This is a genomic window from Streptomyces gottesmaniae (assembly GCF_031845845.1).
GTDB lineage: Bacteria > Actinomycetota > Actinomycetes > Streptomycetales > Streptomycetaceae > Streptomyces > Streptomyces akebiae.
This window is the reverse complement of record NZ_JAVRFJ010000007.1, coordinates 23,776-37,779: the sequence shown is the minus strand read 5'-3', so window position 1 is coordinate 37,779 and position 14,004 is coordinate 23,776. Positions and strand designations below refer to the sequence as shown.

The window sequence follows — 14,004 nt, the reverse complement described above, 5'->3', positions numbered from 1 at the left end:
TGAGTAAGTTCCGGTGGGGAAGTCGACCGGGTAGTGGGAATCGGGGAGCTGGGCGCAATGGACGCGAACGACGAGGTCTCGAACGCCCGGCGAGGGCCGGACGAGCCCGAGGGCGACGCGGCCTCCGCGAGCGATACACCGCAGAGGGGGCGCCCGTCCGGTGAGAACCGGGCCCCGAGCGTCCTGCCTCCGCCCCTGCCGCTGCCTCGGTCACCATCGGATTCGTCACCGGGGTCACCGGGATCACAAGGATCACCGGTTTCGCCGTCAGCGTCGGATGCGTCGTCGGGACCACCGGACGATTCGCCGACGGAGTCGTCCCCGCACTCGCGACCGGAGCGGATAGCCGGGCCGGCGCAGCCGGCCTCCGGTATCGCCGCGCTGACCCTGCCGTACCAGATCGCCGTGGCACTGGTGCTCGCGATCGTGGCCGTGGCGGCCTGTGCGCATCTCGGGCTGGTGTTTCTGCACATAGCCCCCTCGAACACGTTGACGAAACAGCACGGCCGGGCGGTGGACGCATGGGTCTACCCGGAGTTCGAGCAGAACTGGAAGCTGTTCGCGCCGAACCCGCTGCAGCAGAACATCGCGGTGCAGGCGCGCGCCGAGGTCCGTACCGCTGACGGAGAGGTGCGCACGACCGGCTGGTACGACCTGTCGGCGCTGGACGGCGCCGCGATCGACCACAATCCGGCGCCCAGCCACACCCAGCAGAACGAACTGCGTCGGGCCTGGGACTTCTACACCGCCACGCACGACGGCGAGCACCGCGCCACCTCGTCGCGCGGCGATCTGTCCGAGCGCTATGTGCGCCGCATCGTCGTGATGCGCCTCGACCGTGAGCAGGCCGACGGCCCCGGCGGTGAGATCGAGCGGATCCAGCTCCGATCCCGTACCACCAATGTGCCGCCGCCCGAGTGGAGCGAGGAAAAGGTGTCCGACAAGCCCGTCGTCCGTGAGCTGCCCTGGTGGTCGGTGACCGACGACGACCGGACGGACGCTGCCGCCGACGCGGCCGACGCCGACCGGGCCGCCACCGGCCGGACGGAGGCCAGCGCCGGATGAGTTCCATGACCCCGCCCCACCCGGTGCCGCCGGTGAGCCCCATGGGCCGCCTCGTCGCGGCGACGGGCAACGGCATCACCCGTGTCACCGACCGGGCGCTGGGCCCGTACCAGAGCGCGATCATCCGTATCGGCTTCTCCGCGACCTGGCTGCTGTTCCTGTTGCGTGAATTCCCGCACCGGCGCGAGCTGTACGGCCCGGACGGGCCCTGGAGCTGGGAGCTGGCCCAGCGGCTGATCGCGGACAACGACGCCTTCACGGTGCTGATGTGGTCCGACAGCATGGTGTGGTTCGAGATCGTCTACGCCGTCGCCATCCTGTCGACCTTCCTGCTGCTGCTCGGCTGGCGCACCCGAGCCATGAGCGTCCTCTTCATGGTGGGCGTCCTCTCGCTGCAGAACCGCAGCGTCTTCATGGGGGACGGCGGCGACAACGTCATCCATCTCATGGCGATCTATCTCGTCTTCGTCCGCTGCGCCCAGGTCTGGTCGCTGGACGCACGGCGTGCGCGGCGCGTGCGCGAGCGCCTGGAACGGGACGGCGGAGCGCGGGAGGATCTGGTCGGCCCTCTCCTGTGGGGTGTGCTCGGCTTCGTGCTGCTGGTGTCGACGTTCGGCGGTCTCGTCCCCGGGGGCCTGCTGGGCGGCTGGCTCACGTTCTTCTGGGGGCTGTGGGCGGTGCACGGCCTGTGGTGGGCCGCCGGACGCATCGAGTCGGACACCAAGCCGCGTGCGCTGCTCGACATCGTCGGCAATCTCGCGCACAACGCCGCCCTGGTCGTGATCATGGCCGAGGCGTGTCTGATCTACGCTGCGGCCGGCTGGTACAAGATCCAGGGCTCGCGCTGGCAGGACGGCACGGCCGCCTACTACCCGTTCCACCTGGACTACTTCTCGCCCTGGGCCGCGCTCTCCGACCTGATGTCGTCCAGCGGCACGATGGTGATGCTGGTGACCTACGGGACGGTGATCGTGCAGGTCGCCTTCCCGTTCACGCTCTTCAACCGGCGGGTCAAGAACGTCCTGCTGGCGGTCATGATCACCGAGCACGCCGTGATCGCCGTCGTGCTGGGGCTGCCGTTCTTCTCGCTCGCGATGATCGCCGCCGACGCCGTCTTCCTGCCGACGCCCTTCCTGAAGCGCCTGGGTGGCCTGGTGGCACGCGCGCGTGACCGCGTCATGCGTCGTGTGCCGCCGAGGAGCGGCCGTACGATCCCGGGCCCGCGCGGCCCGGGACAGCCTCCGCTCACCCAGGAGAAGCGGGAGAAGCAGGAGGAAGGAGAGGCCGAGCAGCCCCACGTAGGCTTCACCGCATGAACGATCCGGTGAGCGCACCCGCGCACCGACCGGCGGTCGACGCGGTGAGTGGACCGCGAGCCCGGCCGGTCGGCGACCCCGTGCGAGCCTGGCGCCGCCTCGTCGACACCGCCGTCCTGTTGGACGGTTTCCACACGCTCAAGCACGCCGTGCGCTTCGGCGCCGAGGTGCCGGTGGCCGTCACCGTGGACAGGGCGGCGGCGCTCGCCCTCGCCGACGACCTGGCCCCGGACGTCCGGGACCGGCTCGCGGACCTCCTCCACGAGGTCCCGGAGGAGACGTACCGGACCCTTGTGGCACGCCCGCACCCCACTGCCGTCGCCGCCCTCGCCGTACGTCCCTCGCGCGCGGCCCATCTGGCGACGCTCGCCCGTACGCCGCGCACCACCCCGATCGTCGTGCTCGACAACCCGCGCAACCTGGGCAACGCGGGGGCCGTGATCCGGCTGGCGGCCGGGTTCGGCGCGACCGGCGTGGTCACCACGGGCACCCTGGATCCCTGGCACCCCACAGTCGTGCGCGGTGGGGCGGGCCTGCACTTCGCGACCGCCGTCGAGCGCCTGGGTGTGGCCGATCTGCCGCCGGGCCCCCTCTTCGCGCTCGATCCCGAGGGCGACGACATCCGGGGGCTGAAGCTCCCGGACGACGCCGTCCTGGCCTTCGGCTCCGAACGCAGCGGTCTCTCCACAGAACTGCGCTCCCGTGCCGACCACTTGCTGTCGCTCCCCATGCGTCCCCAGGTGTCCAGCTACAACCTGGCGACGAGCGTGGCGATGACGCTGTACCACTGGAGCGCGGGCTCGTTCTGAGACAGCGACGCCGAGGCGGCGCCCTCCAGGGGCGCGGGCCGCTACGCCTCGCGCCGGACCTCCACCACCCGGAAACGGTTGGCCACGAACGCCCCGTCGCACAGCGCCGCGTTCGCCGCCGGATTCCCGCCGGAGCCGTGGAAGTCCGAGAAGGCCGCGGTCTGGTTCACGTAGACCCCGCCCGTGAGGTTCAGCGACAGCTGCGCGCACTCCTCCAGGCAGACCTCCTCGACGGCCTCGGCCACCTCGTCGGAGGTCGTGTAGGCGCCGACGGTCATCGCGCCCTTCTCGGCGATGGTCCGGCGCAGCAGGTCCAACCCGTCCGCCACCGAGTCGACCGCGACGGCGAACGACACCGGGCCGAAGCACTCGCTCAGGTACGCGGCCTCGTCGTCGGTCCGCTCCCAGTACTTCCGAGCGCCGTCGAGCTTCACGATCACCGGCGTCCGGACGACCGCGTCAGGGAACTCGGGGTGGGTGATCTCCCGTGTGGGGAGCGCGACTTCGCCGAGTGAGGCGGCCGCTTCGAGACGGGCCTTGACGTCGGGGTTCACGATCGCGCCGAGCAGCGCGTTCGCGCGCGCGTCGTCGCCGAGCAGGCCGGCGACCGACTTGGCGAGATCGGTGACGACCTCCTCGTAGGACTTGGCGCCCTCGTCGGTGGTGATGCCGGCGCGGGGGACGAGCACGTTCTGCGGGGTCGTGCACATCTGGCCGCTGTACAGGGACAGGGAGAAGGCCAGATTGGAGAGCATGCCCTTGTAGTCGTCGGTGGAGTCGACGAGCACCGTGTTGACGCCGGCCTTCTCCGTGTAGACCTCCGCCTGGCGGGCGTTGGCCTCCAGCCAGTCGCCGAAGGACGTGGAGCCGGTGTAGTCGATGATGCGGATCTCGGGACGAGTGGCCAGGTCCTTGGCGATGCCCTCGCCGGGGCGTTCGGCGGCCAGCGCGATCAGGTTCGGGTCGAACCCGGTCTCGGCGAGGACCTCGCGGGCGACCTGGACCGTGAGGGCGAGCGGCAGCACCGCGCGCGGGTGGGGCTTCACCAGGACCGCGTTGCCGGTGGCGAGGGAGGCGAACAGGCCCGGGTAGCCGTTCCACGTCGGGAAGGTGTTGCAGCCGATGACGAGGGCGATGCCGCGCGGGACGGGCTTGAACTTCTTGGTGAGCGCGAGCGGGTCGCGCTTGCCCTGGGGCTTGCTCCACGCCGCCTCGTCCGGGGTGCGGACCTGCTCCGCGTACGCGTAGGCCACCGCCTCCAGGCCCCGGTCCTGGGCGTGCGGACCGCCGGCCTGGAACGCCATCATGAAGGCCTGGCCGCTGGTGTGCATGACGGCGTGGGCGAACTCGTGGGTGCGGTCGCTGATGCGCTTGAGGATCTCCAGACACACCGCCGCGCGCGCTTCGGCGCCCGCGTCGCGCCACGCGCGCTGCCCGGCCTTCATGGCCGGCAGCAGCGTGTCCACGTCCGCGTGCGGGTAGGTGACGCCCAGCTCGATGCCGTACGGGGAGATCTCGCCGCCCACCCAGTCGTCGGTGCCGGGCTGGGCGAGGTCGAGGCGGGTGCCGAGCAGCGCGTCGAAGGCGGCCTTGCCCTCGGCCATGCCCAGGCTGCCGTTCTCGCCGTATGCCTTGGGGTGCTCGGGGTGGGGCGACCAGTACGCGCGGGTGCGGATCGCTTCCAGGGCCTGGTCGAGGGTGGGCCGGTGCTTGGCGATCAGGGCGTGCGCGGACGGTTCGGCGGCCATGCTTGACCAACTCCTCACGTCAGGAGCTCTTCATCGAGTCCTGACCTGGGCAGGAACAGGCGGACAGAGTTAGAGTAACCGAACGATCGGTCGGGACAAGGGGGTCCGCCGCATCTGTGGACAACCCCGTGCGGGAGGATCGCGCACATGACAGCACTCGACCTCAGCAGCCCCGTGGCCGTCGTCGGCGCCGGCACCATGGGCCAGGGCATCGCCCAGGTCGCGTTGGCCGCCGGTCATCCCGTACGACTCTTCGACGCCGTCCCCGGTCGCGCCCGGGAGGCCGCCGAGGCGATCGGTGCCCGGCTCGACCGACTCGTGGCGAAGGACCGCATGACCGGGGCGGACCGGGACTCCGCGCTCGCCCGGCTGCACGCCGCCGAGAGCCTCCCCGACCTCGCGGACTGCGGCCTCGTCGTCGAGGCGGTCCTGGAGCGGCTGGAGGTCAAACAGGAGCTGTTCCGCGCGCTGGAGGGCATCGTCGGCGAGGACTGCCTGCTCGCCACCAACACCTCCTCCCTGTCCGTCACGGCCATCGGCGGTGCCCTGCGCAACCCGGGCCGTTTCGTGGGCCTGCACTTCTTCAACCCCGCGCCGCTGTTGCCCCTCGTCGAGGTCGTCTCCGGCTTCGCCACCGACGTCACGTCGGCCACGCGCGCGTACGAGCTGGCGCGTGTCTGGGGCAAGACGCCGGTCGCCTGCGCGGACACCCCCGGTTTCATCGTCAACCGCATCGCACGGCCGTTCTACGCGGAGGCATTCGCGGTCTACGAGTCGCAGGCGGCCGAGCCCGTCACCATCGACGCGATCCTGCGGGAGTGCGGCGGCTTCAGGATGGGCGCCTTCGAACTGACCGACCTCATCGGGCAGGACGTCAACGAGTCCGTCACCCACTCCGTCTGGCAGGCCTTCTTCCAGGACGTGCGGTTCACGCCCTCGCTGGCCCAGCGACGGCTCGTCGAGTCCGGCCGGCTCGGCCGCAAGACGGGGCGCGGCTGGTACGACCACGCCGAGGACGCCGAGCGGCCCGAGCCGCACACCGCCGAACCGGTGCCCGCGCCCGCGTACGTCGTCGTCGAGGGCGATCTGGGCCCCGCCTCCGACCTGCTCACTCTCATCCGGGAGGCGGGCATCCCGGTCCGCGAGGACGAGGAGGACCACGGCACCCGGCTCGTCCTGCCGAGCGGCGGCCAACTGGCCCTCGCCGACGGACAGACCTCCGTGGAGTTCCGGGACGTCGTCTACTTCGACCTGGCGCTCGACTACCGCAGGGCCACCCGGATCGCGCTCTCCGCCTCCCAGGACACCTCGCCGCAGACCCTCACCGAGGCCATCGGCCTCTTCCAGGCGCTCGGCAAGGACGTCAGCGTCATCGGCGACGCCCCCGGCATGATCGTGGCCCGCACGGTGGCACGGATCATCGACCTCGCGCACGACGCCGTCGCCAAGGGCGTGGCCACCAAGGAGGACATCGACACGGCGATGCGGCTGGGCGTCAACTACCCGCTGGGGCCCTTCGAATGGAGTCGCAAGTTGGGCCGGAACTGGGCGTACGCCCTCCTGGACGATCTGCACCTGCGCGACCCGTCCGGGCGCTACGCGCCGTCCCTGGCGCTCTACCGCCACGCCTACGCCTCCGACAAGCGGGAGGGCACCTCCTCATGACCACCGCCAAGCGCGACACGTACACCCCGGAGACGCTGCTGTCCGTCGCTGTCCGGGTCTTCAACGAGCGCGGCTACGACGGCACTTCCATGGAGCACCTGTCCAAGGCGGCGGGTATCTCCAAGTCGTCGATATACCACCACGTCACCGGGAAGGAGGAGCTGCTGCGCCGGGCCGTCAGCCGGGCGCTGGACGGTCTCTTCGGGATCCTCGACGAGGAGCCCGCGCGCGTGGGGCGGTCGGTGGAGCGCCTGGAGCACGTCGTCCGGCGCATGGTGGAGGTGCTCATGAACGAGCTCCCCTACGTGACGCTGCTGCTGAGGGTGCGCGGCAACACGGACACCGAGCGCTGGGCGCTGGAGCGGCGCCGCGACTTCGACCACCGGGTCGCCGAACTGCTGAAGGCCGCGGCGGCCGACGGGGACGTCCGGGGCGACGTGGAGGTGCGCCTCGCGACGCGGCTGGTCTTCGGGATGATCAACTCGATCGTGGAGTGGTACCGGCCGGACGGGCGGGGCATGGGCGAGCGGGAAGTGTCCGCGGCCGTGGCTCATCTGGTCTTCACGGGGCTGCGCGGCCAGGGCTGAGCGCCCCCTGCGCACGACGCGGGCGCCGCTCGGGGCCGCTCAGCCCTCCGGTTCCACGTCCTCCTCCTCGAACACCAGCAGTGTCCGGGTGCTGAGCACCTCCGGGATGGCCTGGAGCTTGGTGAGGACGACCTCGCGCAGGGCTCTGTTGTCCGAGGTGTGCACCAGGAGCAGGACGTCGTAGTCACCGCCCACCAGGGCGATGTGCGCGGCGCCGGAGAGCTGGCGCAGCTGGTCGCGCACCGTGCGCCAGGAGTTCTGGACGATCTTGAGCGTGATGTAGGCCGAGGTGCCCTTTCCGGCGCGCTCGTGGTTCACGCGCGCCCCGAAGCCGCGGATCACGCCGTCCTCGATGAGGCGGTTGATGCGCGCGTAGGCGTTGGCACGGGAGACGTGGACCCGTTCGGCGACGGACCGTATCGAGGCGCGGCCGTCGGACTGGAGCATGCGCAGGATGTCCTGATCTATGGCGTCCAGCGGTCGAGGGGGCGGCAGGGCCGGGCCGTGCTCCGGCGGCTCGGCCATTTGTTCAGGTGCCATGTGCCCCCGCCTCTCTACCATGGACGTACTGCGTTTATTTGAGGCTGTGCAGAACCGTTTGTCCACAGCCTCGGGTGCCCTGTAGCCAAAATGCGTCAGCGACCGAACAATCGGTAGGTGAGACGCGTCACAACCGTGCCGCGTCCCTGAGCCACTCCCACCGAGGAGGTGCCGTATGACGGTCATGGAGCAGCGGGGCGCGTACCGCCCGACACCGCCGCCCGCCTGGCAGCCCCGCACGGACCCCGCGCCGCTGCTGCCCGACGCCCTGCCGTACCGCGTGCTCGGCACGGACGCGGCCGCCGACGCCGACCCCGCGCTGCTGCGCCGGCTCTACGCCGAGCTGGTGCGCGGCCGTCGCTACAACACGCAGGCCACGGCCCTGACCAAGCAGGGCAGGCTCGCCGTCTACCCCTCCAGCACCGGCCAGGAGGCCTGCGAGGTCGCCGCCGCGCTCGTCCTCGAAGAGCGGGACTGGCTCTTCCCGAGCTACCGCGACACGCTCGCCGCCGTCGCCCGCGGCCTCGACCCCGTGCAGGCGCTCACCCTGCTGCGCGGCGACTGGCACACGGGCTACGACCCGCACGAGCACCGTGTCGCGCCCCTGTGCACCCCCCTCGCCACCCAGCTCCCGCATGCCGTGGGCCTCGCGCACGCCGCCCGCCTCAAGGGCGACGACGTGGTCGCGCTCGCCCTGGTCGGCGACGGCGGCACCAGCGAGGGCGACTTCCACGAGGCCCTCAACTTCGCCGCCGTCTGGCAGGCCCCGGTCGTCTTCCTCGTGCAGAACAACGGCTTCGCGATCTCCGTCCCGCTCGCCAAGCAGACCGCCGCCCCGTCGCTGGCCCACAAGGCCGTCGGCTACGGGATGCCGGGCCGCCTGGTCGACGGCAACGACGCGGCGGCCGTGCACCAGGTGCTCACGGAGGCCGTGGCCCACGCGCGCGCGGGCGGCGGGCCCACCCTGGTCGAGGCGGTGACGTACCGCATCGACGCCCACACCAACGCCGACGACGCCACCCGCTACCGGGGCGAGGGCGAGGTCGAGACCTGGCGCGCGCACGACCCGATCGCACTCCTGGAGCACGAGCTGACCGAGCGCGGGCTCCTCGACGAGGAGGGCATCCGGGCCGCCCGGGACGCCGCCGAGGCGATGGCCGCCGACCTGCGCGCGCGCATGAACCAGGACCCGGTGCTCGACCCCATGGACCTCTTCGCCCATGTGTACGCCGAACCGACCCCTCAACTGCGCGAGCAGCAAGCCCTGTTGAAGGCCGAGCTGGCGGCGGAGGAAGAAGGGGCACACCGATGACCACCGTCGCGCTCAAGCCCGCCACCATGGCGCAGGCGCTCACCCGCGCCCTGCGCGACGCCATGACCGCCGACCCCACCGTGCACGTCATGGGAGAGGACGTCGGCACCCTCGGCGGAGTCTTCCGGGTCACCGACGGCCTCGCGAAGGAGTTCGGCGAGGACCGCGTCACCGACACCCCGCTCGCCGAGGCGGGCATCCTCGGCACGGCCGTCGGCATGGCCATGTACGGGCTGCGGCCCGTCGTGGAGATGCAGTTCGACGCCTTCGCCTACCCGGCGTTCGAGCAGCTCATCAGCCACGTCGCCCGCATGCGCAACCGTACGCGCGGCACGATGCCGCTCCCGATCACCATCCGCGTCCCCTACGGCGGGGGCATCGGCGGCGTCGAGCACCACAGCGACTCCTCCGAGGCGTACTACATGGCGACCCCCGGCCTCCATGTCGTCACGCCCGCCACCGTCGCCGACGCCTACGGGCTGCTGCGCGCCGCCATCGCGTCCGACGACCCGGTCGTCTTCCTGGAACCCAAGCGCCTGTACTGGTCGAAGGACACCTGGAACCCCGAGGAACCGCAGGGCGTCGAGCCGATCGGCCGTGCGGTCGTGCGCCGTACCGGCCGCAGCGCCACGCTCATCACCTACGGCCCGTCCGTGCCCGTCTGCCTGGAGGCCGCCGAGGCGGCCACGGCCGAGGGCTGGGACCTCGAAGTCGTGGACCTGCGCTCCCTGGTGCCCTTCGACGACGAGACGGTCGCCGCGTCGGTACGGCGGACCGGCCGCGCGGTGGTCGTGCACGAGTCCGGCTCCTACGGCGGCCCTGGCGGCGAGATCGCGGCCCGCGTGACCGAGCGCTGCTTCCACCACCTGGAGGCGCCCGTGCTGCGCGTCGCGGGGTTCGACATCCCCTACCCGCCGCCGATGCTGGAACGGCACCATCTGCCCGGCGTCGACCGGATCCTGGACGCCGTGGGACGCCTGCAGTGGGAGGCGGAGAACTGATGGCACAGGTGCTGGAGTTCAAGCTGCCCGACCTCGGTGAGGGGCTGACCGAGGCCGAGATCGTCCGTTGGCTCGTCCAGGTCGGGGACGTCGTCGCGATCGACCAGCCCGTCGTCGAGGTCGAGACGGCCAAGGCCATGGTCGAGGTTCCCTGCCCCTACGGCGGCGTCGTCACCGCCCGCTACGGCGAGGAGGGCACGGAACTTCCCGTCGGGGCACCGCTGTTGACGGTGGCGGTGGGAGCGCCGGTCGCCGACGGCTCCGCAGGGTCGACGGGCGCGGGCACCGCCGACGGGCACGAGGGCTCCGGCAACGTGCTGGTCGGCTACGGCACCGGGGCGCCCCCGGCACGCCGCAGGAGGGTGCGGCCGGGGGAGCCGGTCCGGCCCGTGGCCCCAGCGGCGCCGGCGGTGGCGCTCGGCTCCGTGGAGACGGCCGCCGCCCCGGTCACCGCTCCTGAGCAGCCGCACGGGCCCGGGTCGGCCACCGCCCCCGAGCGCCCGGACGGGCCCGTGCCGGTCATCTCGCCGCTCGTCCGCCGTCTCGCCCGGGAGAACGGGCTCGACCTGCGGAAGCTGCGGGGCTCGGGGCCCGAGGGCCTGATCCTGCGGGCCGACGTCGAGCACGCGCTGCGGGCCGCCACGGCTCCGGTCGCGGCGCCCCGGGCCGCGACCGCACCGCCCGTCGCCGCTCCGGTCGCGCAGTCCGCGCCCGCCGCCGGCACCTCGTCCGGCACCCGTGTCCCCCTCCGAGGCGTCCGCGGCGCCGTCGCCGACAAGCTCTCCCGCAGCCGACGTGAGATCCCGGACGCGACCTGCTGGGTGGACGCCGATGCGACAGAGCTGATGAACGCCCGCACGGCCATGAACGCCGCCGGAGGCCCGAAGATCTCCCTCCTGGCGATGCTCGCCCGTATCTGCACCGCCGCGCTGGCCCGCTTCCCGGAACTCAACTCCACCGTCGACATGGAAGCCCGCGAGGTCGTCCGGCTGGAGCAGGTGCACCTCGGGTTCGCCGCGCAGACCGAACGAGGACTGGTCGTCCCCGTCGTGCGGGACGCGCACACCAGGAACGCGGAGTCGCTCGGCGCGGAGTTCGCCCGGCTGACCGAGGCGGCGCGCACCGGCACACTGACACCCGCCCAGCTGACGGGCGGCACCTTCACGCTGAACAACTACGGAGTGTTCGGCGTCGACGGCTCGACGCCGATCATCAACCATCCCGAGGCCGCCATGCTCGGCGTCGGCCGCATCGTCCCCAAACCCTGGGTGCACGAGGGCGAGCTGGCGGTACGGCAGGTCGTGCAGCTCTCGCTCACCTTCGACCACCGGGTGTGCGACGGCGGCACGGCGGGCGGCTTCCTGCGGTACGTGGCGGACTGCGTCGAACAGCCGGCGGTGCTGTTGCGGACGCTCTGATCACCGGCTTCGCCCGTCGGGTCCGACCGCCGCGCGCGGTCGGACCCGAGCGGGACGGGAACACGCGGCCCCGTCGAACCCGACCGGGCCGGCAACGCGCGGTCTCCCCCGCGTTCCCCGTGATCGTGAAGGCACGCATACTCGGAGGGTGACCGCGTACGAGCCTCCGGGCGGCCCCGGTACCGAGGTGTTCGACGCCGTCGTGCTCGCCGGCGGCGCCGCCCGGCGGCTCGGCGGCACGGACAAGCCCGCCGTACGCGTCGGCGGACGGGCCCTGCTCGACCGCGTGCTGAGCGCCTGCGCCGGGGCCGCGAGGACCGTGGTCGTCGCCGGTCCCCGGCCCACCGCGCGACCCGTGCTGTGGGCACGCGAGGAACCCCCCGGCGGCGGCCCCCTCGCCGCGCTGGGCGCCGGACTCCGGCGCACCACCGCGCCGTACGTCGTCGTCCTCTCCGCCGATCTGCCGTTCCTGGACGAGGAGACGGTACGGCGGCTGCTCGACGCCCTCCTGGCCGACCAGGGGCCCGCCGACGGCGTCCTGGTCACCGACCCCGACGGCCGTGACCAGCCGCTCGTGGCCGCCTACCGGGCCGGGAGCCTCCGCCGAGAGCTCGCGCGGCTCGCCGTCGAGCACGACGGCCTGACGGGCCTCCCCCTGCGGCGGTTGACCGCCGCACTGCGCCTCACCCGTATCACCGACCCTCTCGCGTCCTTCGACTGCGACACCTGGGACGACATCGCCGCCGCCCGCGCACGGATCAGGGAGCATGGCCACGTGTTGGATGAATGGATTTCCGCAGTCAAGGACGAGCTGGGGATCGACCTCGACGTCGACATCACCGAGCTGCTCGATCTCGCCCGTGACGCCGCCCACAGCGTGGCCCGGCCCGCCGCCCCGCTGACCACGTTCCTGATCGGCTACGCCGCCGCCCAGGCCGGGGGAGGCCCCGAGGCGGTCACCGAGGCCGCCCGCAAGGCCTCCGCCCTGGCCCTGCGCTGGGCCGACGAGGCCACCTCCGAGGCCGCCTCGGAGGCCAAGGCCGAAGCCGCCCCGGACGCCACGCCCCATTCCGGGCCCGGCGTCGGCCAGGACACCGGCCCGGCAGCCGGATGACCGCCCAGGACGCCGAGGAACTCGACGTGGAGGAGGCGCTGGCCGTGGCCAACGACAGGCCCGTCCGGGGGCCGGCCGAGCCCCGCTCCACCGGCGAGACCCCTACGACCGGTCACGCCGGCACACACCGGGCCAAGGACGACTCCCACCACCGGGCCACCTCCTGGCCCGAGGCCCGGGCCGTCGCCGAACGCGCCGCCCGCTCGGCCGGACGCCGGGCGCCCGTGTCGGTCACCGTCGACCAGGCCCTCGGCCTCGTGCTGGCCGCCCCTCTCACGGCCCTCACCGACCTCCCCTCCTTCGACACCTCCGCGATGGACGGCTGGGCTGTCGCGGGCCCCGGCCCTTGGGCGGTACGGGAGGACGGGGTGCTGGCGGGGCACGCCGAGCCCGTACGGCTCACGGACGGGGAGGCGGTCCGGATCGCCACCGGCGCCCGTATCCCGCCCGACACGACCGCCGTCCTGCGCAGCGAGCACGGCCGCACCGACGACAAGGGGCGGCTGCACCCGACCCGCGACCTCGCACACGGGCAGGACATCCGCCCACGAGGCCAGGAGTGCCGCAACGGTGACCAACTGCTGCCGCTCGGTACGCAGATCACCCCGGCCGCGCTCGGGCTCGCGTCGGCCGCCGGGTACGACACGTTGAGTGTGCTCCCCCGTCCGCGCGTCGAACTGCTCGTCCTGGGCGACGAACTGCTCACCGAGGGCCTCCCGCGCGAGGGCTCGATCCGGGACGCCCTCGGCCCGATGCTGCCCTCCTGGCTCCGGGCGCTCGGTGCCGAGATCACCGCCGTACGCCGCCTCGGCGACAACGCCGATGCCCTGTACCGGGCGGTGAAGAAGTCCTCCGCCGAGCTGATCGTCACCACGGGCGGCACGGCGTCCGGACCCGTCGACCATGTCCACCCCACCCTGCGTCGCGTCGGGGCCGAACTCCTCGTCGACGGGGTGAAGGTGCGCCCGGGGCACCCCATGTTGCTGGCCCGGGTCAAGCCGGATCAGCACCTCGTCGGGCTGCCCGGCAACCCGCTGGCCGCCGTCTCCGGGCTGTTCACGCTCGCCGAGCCGCTGCTGCGGACCCTCGCCGGCCGCGTCGCACCGGAGCCGTACACGATGCCGCTGCGGGAGGCGGTGCACGGGCACCCGCACGACACGCGGCTCGTCCCCGTCGCTCTGCGGGGTGACGACGCCCTGCCGCTGCACTACAACGGTCCCGCTATGCTCCGCGGCATCGCCACCGCCGATGCCCTTGCCGTCGTACCACCGGGCGGCGCTCGTTCCGGCCAGGAGCTGGAGCTGCTCGATCTGCCCTGGGCGACGGGGGGCATCCAGGTGTGTTTCACGTGAAACGTCGATATGGCCCACCGGCCGTGCGACCAGCGGTGTTTCACGTGAAACAGAGAGCCGGCGGGGGCGGAGCGCAG

General features: G+C 72.5%; 12 protein-coding genes. 10 read left to right on the top strand and 2 right to left on the bottom strand.

Translation table 11 applies throughout. The features are described 5' to 3' along the window. The first annotated feature begins 57 nt into the window (after positions 1 to 57). From RM704_RS10180 to RM704_RS10170, 3 genes are read left to right on the top strand one after another with little or no spacing between them, the layout of a single operon-like run. Entirely contained in the window at positions 58 to 1,065 is a 1,008-nt protein-coding gene (locus RM704_RS10180; protein ID WP_033530567.1) for a DUF5819 family protein, read from the top strand. Between the two features lie 41 nt (positions 1,066 to 1,106). Further along, complete coding sequence (locus RM704_RS10175) at positions 1,107 to 2,381, top strand: HTTM domain-containing protein (protein WP_033530809.1); 1,275 nt, start codon at positions 1,107 to 1,109, stop codon at positions 2,379 to 2,381. Continuing rightward, positions 2,378 to 3,190, top strand: coding sequence for a TrmH family RNA methyltransferase (locus RM704_RS10170; protein ID WP_311590489.1), 813 nt, complete (start codon positions 2,378 to 2,380; stop codon positions 3,188 to 3,190). The genes RM704_RS10175 and RM704_RS10170 overlap by 4 nt, the downstream gene beginning before the upstream one ends. 41 nt (positions 3,191 to 3,231) lie before the next feature. On the opposite strand, the gene paaN is transcribed toward RM704_RS10170, so the two are convergent. Beyond that, entirely contained in the window at positions 3,232 to 4,938 is a 1,707-nt protein-coding gene (gene paaN, locus RM704_RS10165; protein ID WP_033530566.1) for a phenylacetic acid degradation protein PaaN, read from the bottom strand. Between the two features lie 147 nt (positions 4,939 to 5,085). Between paaN and RM704_RS10160 the strand changes: the two genes are divergently transcribed. Together RM704_RS10160 and RM704_RS10155 are read left to right on the top strand one after the other, a co-directional pair. Beyond that, complete coding sequence (locus RM704_RS10160) at positions 5,086 to 6,603, top strand: 3-hydroxyacyl-CoA dehydrogenase (protein ID WP_033530565.1); 1,518 nt, start codon at positions 5,086 to 5,088, stop codon at positions 6,601 to 6,603. Further along, positions 6,600 to 7,190, top strand: a complete 591-nt coding sequence (locus RM704_RS10155) for a TetR/AcrR family transcriptional regulator (RefSeq protein ID WP_033530564.1) — start codon at positions 6,600 to 6,602, stop codon at positions 7,188 to 7,190. Before RM704_RS10160 ends, RM704_RS10155 begins: the two co-directional genes overlap by 4 nt. A 39-nt stretch (positions 7,191 to 7,229) precedes the next feature. Here RM704_RS10155 and RM704_RS10150 read toward each other — a convergent pair whose 3' ends face one another. Then, the gene (locus RM704_RS10150) at positions 7,230 to 7,715 is read right to left on the bottom strand and encodes an Lrp/AsnC family transcriptional regulator (RefSeq protein ID WP_033530563.1); all 486 of its coding nucleotides are present in this window, start codon (positions 7,713 to 7,715) and stop codon (positions 7,230 to 7,232) included. A 190-nt stretch (positions 7,716 to 7,905) separates the two neighbouring features. On the opposite strand from RM704_RS10150, the gene pdhA reads away from it, so the two are divergent. From pdhA to RM704_RS10125, 5 genes are all read left to right on the top strand, one after another. Beyond that, positions 7,906 to 9,042, top strand: a complete 1,137-nt coding sequence (pdhA, locus tag RM704_RS10145) for a pyruvate dehydrogenase (acetyl-transferring) E1 component subunit alpha (RefSeq protein ID WP_033530562.1) — start codon at positions 7,906 to 7,908, stop codon at positions 9,040 to 9,042. Then, positions 9,039 to 10,043 (top strand): alpha-ketoacid dehydrogenase subunit beta, encoded by a 1,005-nt coding sequence (locus RM704_RS10140; RefSeq protein ID WP_033530561.1) that lies wholly within the window; start codon positions 9,039 to 9,041, stop codon positions 10,041 to 10,043. Before pdhA ends, RM704_RS10140 begins: the two co-directional genes overlap by 4 nt. Further along, positions 10,043 to 11,461 (top strand): dihydrolipoamide acetyltransferase family protein, encoded by a 1,419-nt coding sequence (locus RM704_RS10135; protein WP_033530560.1) that lies wholly within the window; start codon positions 10,043 to 10,045, stop codon positions 11,459 to 11,461. Before RM704_RS10140 ends, RM704_RS10135 begins: the two co-directional genes overlap by 1 nt. A gap of 148 nt (positions 11,462 to 11,609) precedes the next feature. After that, positions 11,610 to 12,575 (top strand): NTP transferase domain-containing protein, encoded by a 966-nt coding sequence (locus tag RM704_RS10130; protein ID WP_033530559.1) that lies wholly within the window; start codon positions 11,610 to 11,612, stop codon positions 12,573 to 12,575. After that, entirely contained in the window at positions 12,572 to 13,927 is a 1,356-nt protein-coding gene (locus RM704_RS10125) for a molybdopterin molybdotransferase MoeA (RefSeq protein WP_033530558.1), read from the top strand. Before RM704_RS10130 ends, RM704_RS10125 begins: the two co-directional genes overlap by 4 nt. The last annotated feature ends 77 nt before the right edge of the window (positions 13,928 to 14,004 follow it).

Bases quoted from the DNA above. Each gene is read 5' to 3' on its own strand.
- RM704_RS10125 (WP_033530558.1), top strand. From the start codon at position 12,572: ATGACCGCCCAGGACGCCGAGGAACTCGACGTGGAGGAGGCGCTGGCC.
- RM704_RS10135 (WP_033530560.1), top strand. From the start codon at position 10,043: ATGGCACAGGTGCTGGAGTTCAAGCTGCCCGACCTCGGTGAGGGGCTG.
- RM704_RS10180 (WP_033530567.1), top strand. From the start codon at position 58: ATGGACGCGAACGACGAGGTCTCGAACGCCCGGCGAGGGCCGGACGAG.
- RM704_RS10160 (WP_033530565.1), top strand. From the start codon at position 5,086: ATGACAGCACTCGACCTCAGCAGCCCCGTGGCCGTCGTCGGCGCCGGC.
- RM704_RS10155 (WP_033530564.1), top strand. From the start codon at position 6,600: ATGACCACCGCCAAGCGCGACACGTACACCCCGGAGACGCTGCTGTCC.
- RM704_RS10175 (WP_033530809.1), top strand. From the start codon at position 1,107: ATGGGCCGCCTCGTCGCGGCGACGGGCAACGGCATCACCCGTGTCACC.
- paaN (WP_033530566.1), bottom strand. From the start codon at position 4,938: ATGGCCGCCGAACCGTCCGCGCACGCCCTGATCGCCAAGCACCGGCCC.
- RM704_RS10140 (WP_033530561.1), top strand. From the start codon at position 9,039: ATGACCACCGTCGCGCTCAAGCCCGCCACCATGGCGCAGGCGCTCACC.
- RM704_RS10170 (WP_311590489.1), top strand. From the start codon at position 2,378: ATGAACGATCCGGTGAGCGCACCCGCGCACCGACCGGCGGTCGACGCG.
- pdhA (WP_033530562.1), top strand. From the start codon at position 7,906: ATGACGGTCATGGAGCAGCGGGGCGCGTACCGCCCGACACCGCCGCCC.
- RM704_RS10150 (WP_033530563.1), bottom strand. From the start codon at position 7,715: ATGGCCGAGCCGCCGGAGCACGGCCCGGCCCTGCCGCCCCCTCGACCG.